The sequence below is a fragment of the Qingshengfaniella alkalisoli genome, from assembly GCF_007855645.1.
In the GTDB taxonomy this organism is placed as follows: domain Bacteria; phylum Pseudomonadota; class Alphaproteobacteria; order Rhodobacterales; family Rhodobacteraceae; genus Qingshengfaniella; species Qingshengfaniella alkalisoli.
This window is the reverse complement of record NZ_CP042261.1, coordinates 22,632-37,500: the sequence shown is the minus strand read 5'-3', so window position 1 is coordinate 37,500 and position 14,869 is coordinate 22,632. Positions and strand designations below refer to the sequence as shown.

Annotated in this window: 15 protein-coding genes, 1 tRNA gene and 2 riboswitches (1 of these 18 running past the window's edge); of the genes, 5 read left to right on the top strand and 11 right to left on the bottom strand. The window is 59.4% G+C overall.

Annotated features, from left to right (window positions below; translation table 11 throughout):
- A protein-coding gene (gene clpB, locus FPZ52_RS00220) for an ATP-dependent chaperone ClpB (RefSeq protein WP_146362613.1) crosses the window boundary here: on the bottom strand, positions 1–2,159 show its 5' portion. It extends 460 nt beyond the left edge of the window; only the first 2,159 of its 2,619 coding nucleotides appear in the window; it begins with the start codon at positions 2,157–2,159; its stop codon lies beyond the left edge, outside the window.
- A gap of 166 nt (positions 2,160–2,325) precedes the next feature.
- Positions 2,326–2,568, bottom strand: coding sequence for a hypothetical protein (locus FPZ52_RS00215; RefSeq protein ID WP_240804364.1), 243 nt, complete (start codon positions 2,566–2,568; stop codon positions 2,326–2,328).
- A gap of 171 nt (positions 2,569–2,739) precedes the next feature.
- Between FPZ52_RS00215 and pyrF the strand changes: the two genes are divergently transcribed.
- Entirely contained in the window at positions 2,740–3,462 is a 723-nt protein-coding gene (pyrF, locus tag FPZ52_RS00210; protein WP_205758594.1) for an orotidine-5'-phosphate decarboxylase, read from the top strand.
- 55 nt (positions 3,463–3,517) lie between these two features.
- Here pyrF and FPZ52_RS00205 read toward each other — a convergent pair whose 3' ends face one another.
- Positions 3,518–4,774, bottom strand: a complete 1,257-nt coding sequence (locus tag FPZ52_RS00205) for a D-amino acid dehydrogenase (protein ID WP_146362610.1) — start codon at positions 4,772–4,774, stop codon at positions 3,518–3,520.
- A 44-nt stretch (positions 4,775–4,818) separates the two neighbouring features.
- A riboswitch (glycine riboswitch) is annotated at positions 4,819–4,911 on the bottom strand.
- Positions 4,912–4,915: 4 nt separating this feature from the next.
- A riboswitch (glycine riboswitch) is annotated at positions 4,916–5,001 on the bottom strand.
- Between the two features lie 148 nt (positions 5,002–5,149).
- Here FPZ52_RS00205 and FPZ52_RS00200 point away from each other — a divergent pair.
- Positions 5,150–6,403, top strand: coding sequence for a DNA polymerase IV (locus FPZ52_RS00200; protein ID WP_146362607.1), 1,254 nt, complete (start codon positions 5,150–5,152; stop codon positions 6,401–6,403).
- Here the strand turns inward: FPZ52_RS00200 and FPZ52_RS00195 are convergent, their stop codons facing one another.
- The gene (locus tag FPZ52_RS00195; protein ID WP_240804363.1) at positions 6,404–7,252 is read right to left on the bottom strand and encodes an N-formylglutamate amidohydrolase; all 849 of its coding nucleotides are present in this window, start codon (positions 7,250–7,252) and stop codon (positions 6,404–6,406) included.
- Positions 7,253–7,418: 166 nt separating this feature from the next.
- Here FPZ52_RS00195 and FPZ52_RS00190 point away from each other — a divergent pair.
- A tRNA-Val gene (locus FPZ52_RS00190) sits at positions 7,419–7,493 on the top strand.
- Positions 7,494–7,566: 73 nt separating this feature from the next.
- Entirely contained in the window at positions 7,567–7,692 is a 126-nt protein-coding gene (ykgO, locus tag FPZ52_RS00185; RefSeq protein WP_007255499.1) for a type B 50S ribosomal protein L36, read from the top strand.
- 77 nt (positions 7,693–7,769) lie between these two features.
- Here the strand turns inward: ykgO and FPZ52_RS00180 are convergent, their stop codons facing one another.
- From FPZ52_RS00180 to FPZ52_RS00155, 6 genes are all read right to left on the bottom strand, one after another.
- Positions 7,770–8,294, bottom strand: a complete 525-nt coding sequence (locus tag FPZ52_RS00180; RefSeq protein WP_146362603.1) for a GNAT family N-acetyltransferase — start codon at positions 8,292–8,294, stop codon at positions 7,770–7,772.
- Positions 8,295–8,370: 76 nt separating this feature from the next.
- Positions 8,371–8,613: a hypothetical protein gene (locus FPZ52_RS00175; RefSeq protein ID WP_146362601.1), complete on the bottom strand. Its 243-nt coding sequence runs from the start codon at positions 8,611–8,613 to the stop codon at positions 8,371–8,373.
- A gap of 86 nt (positions 8,614–8,699) precedes the next feature.
- Complete coding sequence (gene fdhF, locus FPZ52_RS00170) at positions 8,700–11,444, bottom strand: formate dehydrogenase subunit alpha (RefSeq protein ID WP_146362599.1); 2,745 nt, start codon at positions 11,442–11,444, stop codon at positions 8,700–8,702.
- A gap of 89 nt (positions 11,445–11,533) precedes the next feature.
- Entirely contained in the window at positions 11,534–11,875 is a 342-nt protein-coding gene (locus FPZ52_RS00165) for a DUF3775 domain-containing protein (RefSeq protein WP_146362597.1), read from the bottom strand.
- A gap of 105 nt (positions 11,876–11,980) precedes the next feature.
- Positions 11,981–12,754 carry a sulfite exporter TauE/SafE family protein gene (locus FPZ52_RS00160; RefSeq protein ID WP_146362595.1) on the bottom strand — a complete coding sequence of 258 codons (774 nt, stop codon included), beginning with the start codon at positions 12,752–12,754 and terminating at the stop codon, positions 11,981–11,983.
- Between the two features lie 38 nt (positions 12,755–12,792).
- Positions 12,793–13,596 (bottom strand): SpoIIAA family protein, encoded by an 804-nt coding sequence (locus tag FPZ52_RS00155; protein WP_168201232.1) that lies wholly within the window; start codon positions 13,594–13,596, stop codon positions 12,793–12,795.
- A 133-nt stretch (positions 13,597–13,729) separates the two neighbouring features.
- Between FPZ52_RS00155 and FPZ52_RS00150 the strand changes: the two genes are divergently transcribed.
- On the top strand, positions 13,730–14,131 hold the full coding sequence (locus FPZ52_RS00150) for an META domain-containing protein (protein ID WP_146362591.1): 402 nt from the start codon (positions 13,730–13,732) through the stop codon (positions 14,129–14,131).
- Here FPZ52_RS00150 and recO read toward each other — a convergent pair.
- Positions 14,101–14,847, bottom strand: coding sequence for a DNA repair protein RecO (gene recO, locus FPZ52_RS00145; RefSeq protein WP_146362589.1), 747 nt, complete (start codon positions 14,845–14,847; stop codon positions 14,101–14,103). The genes FPZ52_RS00150 and recO overlap by 31 nt on opposite strands.
- Between the last annotated feature and the right edge of the window lie 22 nt (positions 14,848–14,869).

The following is a 14,869-nucleotide window of genomic DNA, read 5'->3' as shown; positions in this document are numbered from 1 at the left end:
CCGAGGTTCGATGTCAGCACGATCAGCGTCTGCTTGAAATCGACCGTCCGGCCCTGGCCATCCGTCAGCTGCCCGTCATCGAGAACCTGCAACAGCACGTTGAAGACGTCGGGATGCGCCTTTTCGACCTCGTCGAACAGCACAACCTGATACGGCCTGCGTCGCACAGCCTCGGTCAGCACACCACCTTCGTCATACCCTACATAGCCGGGAGGCGCACCGATCAACCGAGCGACGGCGTGTTTTTCCATGAATTCGCTCATGTCGATACGCACCATCGCGCTGTCATCGTCGAACAGGTATTCAGCGACGGCCTTGGTCAGTTCCGTCTTACCGACACCGGTCGGGCCAAGGAACAGGAAGGAACCGAGCGGGCGATTCTCATCGTTAAGCCCCGCCCGCGCTCGGCGCACTGCATTGGCCACTGCTGTTACGGCCTGCTTCTGACCGATCACACGCCTGCCAAGTTCTTCTTCCATGCGCAGCAGCTTTTCGCGCTCGCCTTCGAGCATCTTGCTGGTAGGAATGCCCGTCCAACGTTCAACCACCTCGGCGATCTGCTCGGGCCGAACCGCTTCTTCCACCATCGGACCTTCGCCTTCGGATGCCTCAGCCGCGGCCAGTTGCTTTTCAAGCTGCGGGATCACACCAAAGCGCAATTCACCGGCGCGGGACAGATTGCCTTCGCGCGATGCGATTTCCATCTCCGCCTTGGCCTTGTCGATCTGCTCTTTCAGGCTGCGGGCGCTTTCCAGCTTGTCGCGTTCAGCCTGCCAACGAGCCGTCAGTTCAGAGGACCGCTCCTGCAGTTCCGACAATTCGCCTTCCAGCTTTTCAAGCCGGTCCTTCGATGCGGCATCGTCTTCTTTCTTCAGAGCCTCGGCCTCGATCTGCTTTTGCAGGATTTCGCGGTCTAGCGCGTCCAACTCCTCGGGCTTGCTGTCCACGGCCATCCGCAGACGAGACGCAGCTTCATCGACGAGGTCGATTGCCTTGTCCGGCAGGAACCGATCCGTGATGTAGCGATGTGACAAGGTTGATGCCGCCACCAAGGCAGAGTCGCTGATCCGAACGCCATGGTGCAGCTCGTACTTTTCCTTGATGCCGCGCAGGATAGAAATCGTGTCCTCGACCGTTGGCTCTTCGACCATGACCGGCTGGAAACGACGTGCAAGCGCCGCGTCTTTCTCGACATGCTTACGGTATTCATCAAGCGTTGTGGCGCCGACGCAGTGAAGCTCCCCGCGCGCGAGCGCCGGTTTCAGCAGGTTGGATGCATCCATGGCACCATCGGTTTTGCCCGCGCCCACCAGCGTATGCATCTCGTCAATGAACAGGATGATCTCGCCCGCGGCCGCGGTGATTTCCGACAGGATCGACTTCAGCCGTTCCTCGAATTCGCCACGATACTTCGCGCCGGCGATCAGCGCGCCCATGTCGAGCGCCATCAGCTTCTTGTTGCGCAACGATTCCGGCACATCGCCATTGATGATCCGCAGGGCCAGACCTTCGGCTATCGCGGTTTTACCAACACCAGGCTCACCAATCAGAACAGGGTTGTTCTTGGTCCGGCGGCTGAGCACCTGCATGGTGCGGCGGATTTCATCGTCGCGCCCGATGATCGGGTCGATCTTGCCGTCCCGCGCCGCTTCGGTCAGGTCGCGCGCATATCGCTTAAGCGCATCATAGCCTTCTTCGGCGCTCGCAGTATCCGCGGTACGTCCCTTCCGCAGGTCATCGATCGCGGAATTCAGGTTCTGCGCAGACACAGCCCCCGCCTGCAAAGCCTCTTTCGCTTTGGACCGGACGACCGCCAGCGCGGTTAAGATGCGCTCAACGGGCACGAAACTATCGCCCGCCTTGGTCGCAATCTTTTCGGCCTCATCCAGAACCTTGGCTGTCTGAGGGTCCATGTAGATCTGCCCGGTATCCCCACTGACCTTAGGAACCCGGTTCAGCGCCACGTCCACGGCTTCGCGCACGCGTGCGTCCGATCCGCCCGATCGCTTGATCAGGTTCGACGCCAGCCCTTCAGGGTCATCCAGCAATGCCTTGAGTAAATGTTCGGGCGCCAGTTTCTGGTGGCTTTCCCGTGTAGCAATGGTCTGCGCTGCCTGCAGGAAGCCACGCGACCGCTCCGTGAACTTTTCTAAGTTCATCGCATTCTCCTTTCATAAGCGCCCATGTTGCGGTGCCTGCTTTGCAGCACACCAAATCGGGCCTCGCTTAGGGAAATGGGGGTCGTCCGCCGCCATTGCAAGATTGCAACTCACGACATGTAGAAACGCCGGAGCACTGATTGCTCCGGCGTGAAGTAGTTGAGACTTACTGACTTGTCGCTGGCTCTTCTGCGGCCGGCTCTGCAGGTTCGGTCGGCGCATCGGTCGCGGGTGCCTCGGCTGCGGGTTCTTCCATCGGTGCGGTCGCCTCTGGCGCGTCATCGCCGGACATGAAGAAGTAGACTGCGAGCAGTATGATCACGATCACCGCGACAATAATCGAAATCATCCGACCTGACCCACCGGGCGCAGGTGACTTCGGTTGATTTGGATCTGGTGGCATAGTCATTGAAAACCTCCATTAAGATGCTTCCTAAAACGTATCACATTTCGATAAGTTCCCTAACGGAAAGATAAAACCGCGCCTTGACATAGCTCTCTCGGCAGAAAACCGCGCGCCAATCGCTTGCTAAACATCCTCAGCCGTTCTACGCGCACCTCGTATTAACTGGAGTCGCCCATGATACAGACAGATGAACGACTGATTGTTGCGCTAGACGTAGCCGACGCCTTGACCGGCCTGAAACTGGCCGAACGGATTGGGCCGCAGGTCAACTTCTATAAGATCGGGCTGGGAATGCTTTGTGGCGGCGGGTTGGCGCTGGCCAATGAGTTGAAACAAGAACATGGAAAACGCGTCTTTCTGGATATGAAGTTGTTCGACATCGGCGCGACGGTCGAGGCAGCGGTAAAGGGGATCGCTCAGTTCGATCTGGATTTTCTGACCGTGCATGGTGACCCGCATGTCGTCCGCGCCGCGAAAGCAGGTGCCGCCCGCAGCGAAACCAAGATCCTGGCGGTGACGATCCTGACATCACTGGAACGCGGCGACCTCGATGACGCCCTGATCCGCGACGGCGATATCCGCGACATCGTACAGGAACGCGCCGGACGTGCATTTGAGGCGGGTGCTGACGGCATCATCGCATCACCGCAGGAAGCCGCATTGATCCGTGCCCTTCCTGAATCCAAGGGCCGGTTAATCGTAACGCCTGGTGTGCGGCCCGTAGGTGCAAGCTTGGGCGATCAAAAACGCGTGGCAACGCCTGCACAGGCGATTGCTGACGGCGTTGATCACATCGTGGTTGGCCGCCCGATCTGGCAGGCCGATGATCCTGCCGCAGCCGCACGCGAGATTGTCGCTGAAATGAACTCGCCCCAAGCCGCGCAACCAAACGGCTGATACGCGAACGGCCCGGCATATGTCGGACCATATCATTCTAGCGCCTGTCGTTCGCCTACTCGGCAGCTATGGCGAAACCCGGAAGCGCAGACGCGCGCGTTTCGCGGTAAGCATCGGCCACCACTTCGCCCACGATCTCTGCCGTCGCACCGCTGAGCGTCCAACCCAGATGCCCATGCCCAGTGTTGTAGAAGACACGTGCATGCTTGCCGCGCCCGACCCTTGGCATCATGTTCGGCATCATCGGACGCAGGCCCGCCCATGGGACCACCTGCTCGGTCGAGACGCCCGGGAAGTAGCGCTCGCACCACTCCACCAGCGGACGCACACGATCTGCACGAATATCTCGGTTGTAGCCGTTGAACTCTGCCGTGCCCGCAAGACGGAATCGATCCGCACCCAGACGAGAGGTCACAATCTTGGCGTCGTCATCCAGTAGCGACGCCATCGGCGCCGCCGCTTGGCTGGCCGCATCATTCAGGTTGACGGTGATCGAATAGCCTTTGACCGGATATATGTTCACACGGTCACCGAAGCCTTTCGCCAGCGCCCGGCTTCCGACACCCGCAGCGACCACCACGCCATCGAAACAACGCGTCTCGCCCGTATCGTCGCTGATCTCGACAGCGTCGTCCTTTGCAGTAGCGCCGGTCACGCCGTAGCCCATACGGAAAGTCACCCCTTGCCCGCGCAGCCATTCGGCCAGACCGTAGGTGTATTTGTGGATGTCACCCGTGCTGTCGCTCTCCGTCCAGAAACCACCAGCGAAGTCACCTTGCAGGTTCGGTTCCTTTTCCTGGATCTCAGACGGGGACAATTCGATCCGCTCAAGTCCCGCTTCGCCGTAAAGCTTGTTGGCCTTGCGTGCCTTGTCGAGATCTTTCTGCGTCTTGTAGAAATGCAGGATGCCGGCCGGGCTGTGATCGAAATTCACACCAGCGCGTTCGGCCATCGCATGAAATGCAGGGCGCGCCGTTTGCGCCAATCGCGCCGTTTCAATCGTGTTGGCTTTGTATTGCGGGATCGCGGCCAGAAACTCGGTCATCCAGCTGATCTTGTGCCAGCTGGGCTTCGGGTTGACCAGGAGCGGTGCGTCCGATGTCAGCATCCACTTGATGCCCTTCAGCACGGTGGCCCAAGTGTTCCATACTTCGCCATTCGATGCCGAAAGCTGGCCACCATTGGCAAAGCTGGTTTCCATCGCCGCATAGCGCTGACGATCATAAACGGTTACCTCAAAGCCCCGCTCGTGAAGCTGAAACGCCGTGGTCACGCCGGTTATACCGGCGCCAAGAACTGCAATATGAGGCACAATGCCCTCCGAAGGTCAGGCGAGATTCGTCCCGCCGTTACCCCCTCCGTCAAGAACCTGAGAGATTCACCGCCACGGGAATCAGTCCTGCGACGACTTGCTCCTTCGGTGGGCCGATGTGCGACCGCTCTTCGGAGTCTGTAACCCAGCCCGGTCCTGGAACCTGAGAGTTTTCGGGGCGATTGCTCCTTCGGTGGCGGCGATCCGCTCTCTCCCGGGGTGGTGACTGATCTTCAAAATAGCATTGTAACAGCTTTGCGGCAATTCCTATTGACGGACTCCGTCGCTGATATTTCGGGCGGTTCAAGAACGCCGTTCCGCATAGATTCCGGTCATGCTAAGGCTGGGACAGCCCATCCATGCCGGTTTGCCCAGATGCCCTCCCTGTGCCGAGATTGCCTGACCCAGTTTGATTCAGGCCGCCGTTGCCCCGACTGCGGTAGTCCGAGGATCATTGCGCATCCCGAGTTGCTCGACTTGTCCATCGCTCACATGGATTGTGACGCCTTCTATGCGTCCGTCGAAAAGCGCGACAATCCGGAACTCCGCGACAAACCCGTTATCGTTGGTGGCGGTCAGCGCGGTGTGGTCACAACCGCCTGCTACATCGCCCGCATCAAGGGTGTGCGTTCGGCCATGCCCATGTTTCAGGCCAAGAAGCTGTGCCCAGAAGCCATCATCGTCAAGCCGCGCTTTCAGGCCTACACGGAGGCCTCTCGCGCCATCCGGCAGATGATGGACGAACTGACCCCGGAAATTGAGCCTCTATCCTTGGATGAAGCCTTCATGGATCTGACCGGCACGTTGAAGCTGCATGGCGCGCCGCCAGCGGTCATGTTAGCGCGCTTGATCAAACGCATGCAGTCAGAACTGGGTCTGTCCGGATCCATCGGCCTGTCCCACAACAAGTTCCTCGCCAAGATCGCGTCCGACCAGGACAAGCCACGCGGTTTTTCGGTGATCGGCAAAAGGGACACCGCAAGTTTTCTACATGACAAGCCCGTCACGATCATCTGGGGCGTGGGACGTGCAGGCCAGGCAACGCTGGAATCCGTAGGCATTCGGACCATTGCCGACCTGCTTCGCTGGGAACGCCGCGATCTGCATGCCCGCTTTGGCAGCATGGGCGAACGGCTGTGGCATCTTGCGCGCGGCGAAGATCGCCGCCGCGTGTCCGCAAGCACGCCGATAAAGTCGATCTCCAACGAGACCACCTTTTTTGAAGACACCGCAGATCCTGACATCCTTGACGGGCATATCTGGCGGCTATCCGACAAGGTTTCTTCGCGGGCCAAGGCTAAAGGACTGTCGGGTCGGGTGGTCACGCTAAAGGTCAAGCGGTCGAATCATGCGATCCTGACTCGCCGTCATTCCCTTAGGGGACCCACTCAACTTGCCGACACCATCTATCACGAAGCGCGGGCGCTTTATGATCAGGTTGGGCAGCAAGGACCATTCCGCTTGATTGGCGTGGGGATCAGTGACCTGACCTCCGCCGAACATACCGATTTCATCGGGGATTTACTGGATGCCGGCGCACAAAGGCGCGCCCAAGCAGAGCGCGCGACAGACGCGATTCGTGAACGGTACGGTCGCGACGCCATCCGGAAAGGCCGATCGCTGCGGTAACTATTCCGCCGCCAGCGGCAGAGCTCCCTGTCCGAATTCTGCGATCCGTGCAATGACACGCCCGATCATCTGCCGCACCTCTTGGAAATCGGCATTCGGACAGACCCGCCGCTCATCCATGTAGAGGGCTCGATCCAGTTCCATCTGGATCACATGCTGGTTTCGAACAGGCCGCCCGTAGGTCTGAGTTACATACGCGCCAGCAAACGGCGTGTTACGCGCCACGCGCAGACCTTCTTGCTGAAACGCCGCTTCCACAGCATCCATGATCTCGGGTGACGCTGCCGCCCCGAAACGATCGCCAAGCACAACCTGCGGCGGTGCCCCGCCAGACGAATGATTCTCGATCGCCTCATGCGGCATGGAATGGCAGTCGATCAGGATCGACTGGCCAAATTTCTGGCGCTGTTCGTCGATTAATCCCGCAAGAGCACGATGATAGGGATGCCAGACTGTGTCGATTCGGGCCAACGCTTCATCGCGCGTGATCTTGCCGCGATAGATCGCCTTGCCATTGGCCACGACGCGCGGAATCACTCCCAATCCCGAAGAGACGCGCGGGTTATGCCCAGCACGACGAATACCGGCGACAAGCGCGGGGTCCAGTTCGTCGGACGCTCTGTTCAGGTCGATATAGGCGCGCGGCATGCAAGCCAGCAGCAAGGGTGCACCGAATAGCGGGGCATCCTCGATCAACTGATCCATGTAGGCGTCTTCGGACGAACGAATCGAGTGCTCGTCCAGAATCGTGCTTTCAAGAAACGCCGGGTCGTATCGGCGCCCGCTGTGGGGAGACGCGAAAACCACGCAGCTCTGCGCATTTTCCGGACGAACGATCTTGTATGCCACGACGCTAACCCCAGATTGACCCAACCAATATAGATGAATTCTTCAGAATGCCAAAAGCCCCTTGCGCACGGTTTCGAGTCCTTTTATAGACCCTGCACCGACGCGGAGCCTTCCGCGTCTTGTTCTTTGAGGAACGGGGCGCTTGGCGAAGGGGTCGCAGAAATTCGGGCGGTTAGCTCAGCGGTAGAGCACTACGTTGACATCGTAGGGGTCACTGGTTCGATCCCAGTACCGCCCACCATTCACCGCTTCTCGGCTGAGGAGCACAGGTTCAACCGGGCGCATTCGACGCGCCGCGACAGAAGGAGAAGGCCATGAAGGTCAGAAACTCGCTTCGCTCGCTCAAGCAGCGTCACCGCGATTGCCGCGTCGTGCGCCGCAAGGGCCGGGTCTATGTTATCAACAAGACCCAGCGTAAGTTCAAAGCTCGCCAAGGCTGAGCCAACATTACGCTTTCGAAGAACGGGCCGCCCAATGGGCGGCTTTTTCTTTTTATGTCCGGCTCCAGCCGCGTGCCCTAAAGTTCGTTCTGATGTTCCGATTGCCGTGTCCAGAACAGCAGTCGGATCGCCCCATGCGCGTTGTGAAAGCCCCGGCTATGCTGATGGATACCCGACGCGACCCGAATCGACCGCAGGTTTTCCGGCGCAACGATCGAGACACATTCGGCGTGCTCGGTACAAGCAAAGCCATAACGTATCGCCGCCTGCGCGGCCTCGGCGGCGAACCCGTTGCCGCGCTGGCTCTCGGTAATATGGTAGCCGACTTCCAGGAGCTGGCGATTCTCGACCTTCTGCATCGACAACCCGCAATCGCCCACGAATTCTCCGGTATCCTTCCGATGCAGGAGCCACAACCCGAACCCGTGCACATCATAGCTTTCACGATTCCATCCGATCCACTTGCGACACTCCGCATGCCCGCCCATTGATGGGTAGTGCCGCCGCGCCTCCGCATCCGAGAACAGCGCGTAGATCAGGCCTTCATCCTGAAGGGTCATCTGGCGAAACTGCAATCGATCTGTCGATTTGGGAACGGCCATCGCGGCCTCCGGTCAACTGGGGTCTTACCAAGTTACCATAGCGCAGTTTACGGAAAAATTCGCCCGTTCGATTAGATCAGACCGGCTCCTCAGCCAGTTCTTCTTCCAGACGGGCCCGCGCAGGCGGCAATTTGCGACGACGTTGGTCACGTTCGATATAGGCCCAACTTATAACGCCGACGAACAGACCAAGCGCGCACAGAACAAAATTCATCGTGTGGACGTCATGCTGCCCCATGGCGCTCGACAGCGCGATATAGCCGTAGACCCAGAAAGCGCCAAATCCGACGATGCACCCAAGCGCGCTCAGTTTCCGCATTTTCTCTCCCCACAATGCGGTCTCCATTCAAATGCGCTACGCGGAAAGGGTCAAGCGGCAGATGCGACATTTCTTCACCTCTGTCGTCAGCTCGCCTCGGCGCGCACGGCCGCGAATTTGAACTCAGGAATCATGCCAAAAGGATCTATCGCCGGATTCGTCAGCAAGTTCGCCGCGGCTTCCACAAAAGCAAACGGCAGGAATACCATGTCTTCGGACACGGCCCTGTCCGCTCGCGCCATCAGCGTGATGGATCCTCGCCGTGTTGTCAGCCGTATGTCTGCCCCCGGCACCACACCAAGTCGGCGCAGTGTACGAGGGTGGAGAGAACAGTTCGCTTCGGGCTCGACCGCATCCAGAACGCTCGCGCGACGCGTCATGGCCCCCGTGTGCCAGTGCTCCAGCTGACGGCCTGTCGTCAAGATCATTGGAAACTCGGCGTCCGGCGTTTCATCCGGCGCGATGATAGACGCCGGTGTAAATCTGGCTCTCCCTCCCTCCCGCGGGAAGCCGTCTCCGAACACGATGGGCTGGCCCGGGTCATCCGGTGACTGGCTGGGATAAGTCACGGCCCCTTCCGACGCGACGCGGGCCCAAGTGATGTTATCGAGGCTTGGCATGCCGCGCTTCATCTCGGCAAAGACTTCTGAAGGGTCACAATAGCTCCAATCCAGACCCAGACGTCTCGCCAGATCCTGCGTGATTTCCCAATCCGGCCGCGCCTGTCCGGGTGGTGGTACGGCGGGATGACCCATCTGTACCTGGCGGTTCGTGTTCGTCACGGTCCCGGACTTTTCATAGAAGGCCGCCGCGGGGAGCACCACATCGGCATACATCGCCGTTTCGGTCAGAAAGATGTCCTGCACCACCAGATGGTCCAGCTTCGCCAGCGCGGCGCGCGCATGGTCTAGATCAGGGTCAGACATCGCCGGGTTTTCTCCGAGGATATACATACCTTGCACCCAGCCCGCATGCACAGCATCCAGAATTTCCGTAACCGTCAGACCCTTCTGATCACTGAAATCGCCGCTTTTCCATATTTCGGCAAATGAACTGCGCACACCCTCATCGGTCACCGGCTGGTAGTCAGGCAGGAACATCGGGATCAGTCCCGCATCCGACGCCCCTTGCACATTGTTCTGTCCTCGAAGCGGGTGCAACCCGGTGCCCGGACGTCCGACATGGCCGCACATCAGTGCCAGCGAAATCAGACAGCGGGAATTATCCGTGCCGTGGATATGCTGGCTGACGCCCATACCCCAGAAGATCATGCCTGTCGTCGCAGTCGCAAAGTCCCGCGCGACCTCGCGGAGCGTCCGTGCAGGCACGCCGCATAGCGGCTCCATCTCCTCGGGCGCAAACCCTTCGAGATGCGCAGCCAGCGCGTCCCAGTTTTCGGTGAACCCTTCGACATACTGCCGGTCGTAAAGCTGCTCCGTCACGATTACGTGCATGATTGCATTCAGCATCGCCACATCTGTACCGGGTCGGAATTGCAGCATGTGGGTCGCGTGACGCTTCAGGGACTGGCCGCGCGGGTCCATGACGATCAGCTTGCCGCCGCGCTTGGCGAATTGCTTGAAATAGGTCGCAGCGACGGGATGGTTCTCGATCGGGTTCGCGCCGATCACGATGGCCACGTCCGCATTCTCGATCTGGTTGAAAGTGGCTGTCACCGCGCCGGAACCTACATTTTCCATCAGTGCTGCAACCGAAGATGCGTGGCATAGACGGGTGCAGTGATCAACATTGTTGTGACCGAACCCCTGCCGGATCAGCTTCTGGAACAGGTACGCCTCTTCGTTGGAACATTTTGCGCTTCCAAACCCCGCAACGCGTTCGCCCGCATCATCCCGCAGCCGCGCCAGACCTGATGCCGCGGCGTCGAGTGCCTCCTCCCAACTCGCCTCGCGAAAATGGCTCAACGGGTTGCCCGGATCGACATTCATACCCTTGAGCGCGCCTTCGCGACGGATCAACGGCTTGGTTAGGCGATGGGGGTGATGAATGTAGTCGAAGCCAAAGCGGCCTTTCACACAAAGTCGCCCCTCATTCGCAGGCCCGTCGATACCATCGACCCACGCGACCTCATCATCCTTGACCTTCAGCGAGACCTGGCATCCCACACCACAGAACGGGCAGACGGATTTTACCTCGCGGTCGAATGCCCTGCTATCACCCCTTTGCCCGGCATCCAGCGCACTGGCTGGCATTAGCGCACCCGTCGGGCAGGCTTGCACGCATTCGCCGCAAGCCACGCAGGTGCTGTCCCCCATCGGGTCGTCCATATCGAACACTGGAAATGCTTCCGCACCGCGCCCCGCCATCCCGATGACGTCATTGACCTGCACCTCACGGCACGCCCGCACGCACAGGCCACACTGAATGCAAGCATCGAGGTTCACGCGCATCGCAACATGGCTGTCGTCGAGCAACGGCACGCGTTCCGGCGCTTTCGGTGGAAAGCGGGTGTGTTCGCTATCTGCCATTTCCCACAGATGCGCGTTGCGATCATGTGCGTGTTCACGTGGCGGCTGGTCCGCGATCAGCAACTCCATCACCGTCTTTCGGGCGCTCGTTGCGCGGGCAGAGGAAGTTTGAACACTCATCCCCGCGGTAGGCTTGCGGATACAGGATGCGGCCAGTACGCGCTCCCCGTCGATCTCCACCATACAGGCGCGGCAATTCCCGTCGGCACGATACCCCGGCACATCGGAATAGCACAGATGCGGTATGTCGGTGCCGCAGCGTTTTGCGACCTGCCAGATGGTTTCATCCGGAGCGGCCTCGACGGTTTTTCCGTCAAGCGTGAAGCGGATGGTGCCTGACATGAGTGCCTTCCTCGCGCATCAGATTTCGCGGCCAAGATGACATGAAGCAATAGCATTGACCATAACGCGGCAACACAGACAGCAACGGGTCAATAAAGCCCGTTTTCGACCGCCGCCACGGAGATCCCCATCGCATCAAGGCCGTTTTCCAGAAAATCAGACAGAAGCGGTGTCTTGGCGAGGTATTCTTCGGTCGGCTGGATCATCTCCTGCCGTGCTGTGTCCACGGCTTCCTCGTACTCGTCGGCAGAAAAACTCTCGCGCCCGATCCACATGATCGCGACCAGATCAAGCTTCTCGTCCTCGGTTAGCCCCGCGATGAAGTCCTTCAGCGCCGCAACAATTGTCTTGTTGCTGGTGCCGGGGTCGCGCATCTCGCGCGCAAGCAGAATGACCTGCGCCACCGTGTCTGCGTGAATCTCAGGCTCCATGAACGACCTCCCATACGAGTCGGTTCAGTGTAACGGCAGCATTCCTATCTGACACGAAAAATCAAACCATCGGAATTCCGTGTGGCCAAGCAGCGGACCTTCGCCTCAAAAACCCGCCAATCCCCGACGAATAAGATTGGCACCCGCCACAACCAGAACCACCAGCATGGCCCGACGAAACCTGACCTGGTTCAAGCGATCCTGAACTCTGAACCCGGCCCACATGCCGACAAGCATTGGTATTACCATCGCCGCCGACAAGGGGAGGGTCTGCGCGTTCAAAACCCCCGACTGCGTATGGGCCAAGGCCAGCGCAACGGCGCCGGCACCATAGATCACCCCCTGCACGCGGATCGCTTCTGCCTTGGGTGCGTCGATCGCCGTCAGATAGGCCACGGTTGGAGGCCCCCATACACCCGACATCCCGCCGATAAACCCTGCGATCGAGCCGATGATCCACTCGATGCGGCCATGATCGCGTGCGGGTTTGGGAATTGCCCAACCTACAAGTTGCGTGATCGCGAACACAGTGATGGGCACACCAATGCCCAGCAACAGCAGATGCTGTGGCAGCACACTAACCAATTGAGCCGAGCAAGATATGAAGAACAATATGGCCCCAAGATAGCGCCAGTATTCGCGTACAACCCGCCAGGCATCTCGCACACCACCTCGAAGCGCCTGTATCGCGTTGGCCAGCAGCGTCGGGATGATAAGCACTCCCAACGCCACATCACCGGGCAGGAAGCTGGCCAGCCCCGAAATCATGATCATCGGCATCGCGAATCCAACCGCGCCCTTCACGAAGCTAGCGATAATGGTGACCGTTATGCAGGCCAGCCAAAACTGGATTGGATCGGACAAAATCGTGCCAGACATGGCGGCGCTCCGGGTTGATGAAGTCCCGGCGCCGCGGATCAGGCCGAGTCGGAGCCCGTGTTAGCCGAGTGATCGGACGGTGTCAGCCCATCTACGGCCCAATCCCATGCCTCGGCCTCATCGGACTTCGAGAATGCTTTCATTTCGACCGCGGTCAGGGGGTTGGCAAAGCCCGAGATGGAATTCAGCCAGCCGGAATCGCCAACTATCGCATAGCGATGGAGCCCCTTCACAGCCGCAAGCTTTACGGCCCAAAGGTTCCCGCTGAACAGAAGCGACGGCTCGAACCCGCCATAATGCGTCATTTTGACTAGCACACTGACCGGACGTTTCGACGACAGCGCGGATTCCAGCGTCTTGACCATGGCCTCCGCATCCTCTCGCCCGACGACCCCATCGACCTCGTAGGCGAGCAGATCAGGATGCTGGCTACCTAACCGTCGCAGCCCAGTGGAACGCTTGCTTCCGTCTTCCATTTTCCCGGTGATAAAGGTTTTCGCCTTATCCAGATCAGCAGGTTCAAACACACGAAAATCGCTTCGCGGAACAAGATGGGCGGAAACCCGAGTCAGGTTCGCGACCCATTTTTTGTCAGTCACCACCGCCACTCGCGTGAACCGGGTCCAGTAGCGGATCATCTGGGTTTCCAGCTTGAGATCCGCAGCAATTGCCTTGCCGGTCACATCGCTGACCCCAACCATATCCACCAGCAGCGATATATCGCCGTCGCTTTGAACCAGCGGCTCGACAGATTCGCGAAGCCGTGCGATGTCGTCTTGCGTAACGATCCCGTTCAGATCGACGAACAGTGCGCGCGGTGCAAGTGTTTCGATGGTCAGCATGGTATGTCTCCTTTGCTTTGCATAGATGGGAACGCAGTTGACCGCCGTCCAGTTGCCTATGCGGATAGGCCGCTCGCCTTGCCCGCCAGACATGATATGGTCACGGCAGACTCATCTATGAAGGGACCACAGCTTGAGCCCCCTGTTTCTGACATTACCAATTCTCATGGCCAACGCATCCACGCTCCCGCCTGAACCCGTTGACGCGAGCTTTCCCGAAAGCGGGGTGACGTGGCAGCTAACCGAAATGAATGGCGACACCTTCGACAAAGAAGCCACGCTCACATTCGCCGAAGACGGACGGATTTCCGGAAAAGCCGTCTGCAACACCTATAGCGGCCCCGTCACCGGCACGCCCGACGCGTTCGAAATCGGCGCGATGATATCGACCAAGATGGCGTGTCTGAACATGGAAGGTGAGCAGCAGTTCCTCGACGCTCTCGCCACGATGACGTCACTTGAACAGACCGATACCGGGCTGATCCTGCGCAATGCGGACGGATCTCAGATGCTGTTCGTGCCTGCGTCGGAGTAGCGTGCCAATAGATCGACCAGCCTTTGCCGCGCCATCGGGAAGGGCTGGTTTTCCCAGCGGGGCGGCAAGTTTCTTTCCAGGAAATACCCCGTCGTGCGCAAGGCCAAGGCAATTTCATGATTGCTCGCATCACCTTGTCCTAGCAGACAGGGCGGCAAAGACAGCAGGCGATCGGCCCAATCACCCGCCCCTTCGGCGGAAACCGCGCGGCCCGTACGCGGCGAGACATAGACGAGCCCATCCGTCCTGCCCGTAACGGCGCAACGCGACAGGTTCAGCCCGAACCCCATCTGATCCAGCAACAGCATTTCCCACTGCAGATACGCCAAGGGCCAGCTATCGGTCAGCGACAACAGATCCAGCAGGGTGACCGACTTTCGATATAGATCGGGATAGCTCGCACGTTCGGGCAGGGCATAGGCCAGCAAGCCGCACAGCGCGTTCAACCCCGCGAGCGCGAGGCGGTCCGTCATGACACCCGCCGCACGACTGCGGACTGGCTCGACCGTGAAATGCCCGATGTGTTCATCGAGACGCGCGCGCCATGTGACATCAAGCTGTGCGCCGGGCTGAAGGATGGGCGCAATCTTGCGGCTGGTGCCACCTCGCACGACACCCGCATAGCGGCCATGATCTTGCGCGAATATCTCGACGATTGCAGAGCTTTCCCCGTGTCGGCGCACGGCCAGCAATGCTCCTTGATCCCGCCATTCCATCACATGAACCTAATCGCCCTGG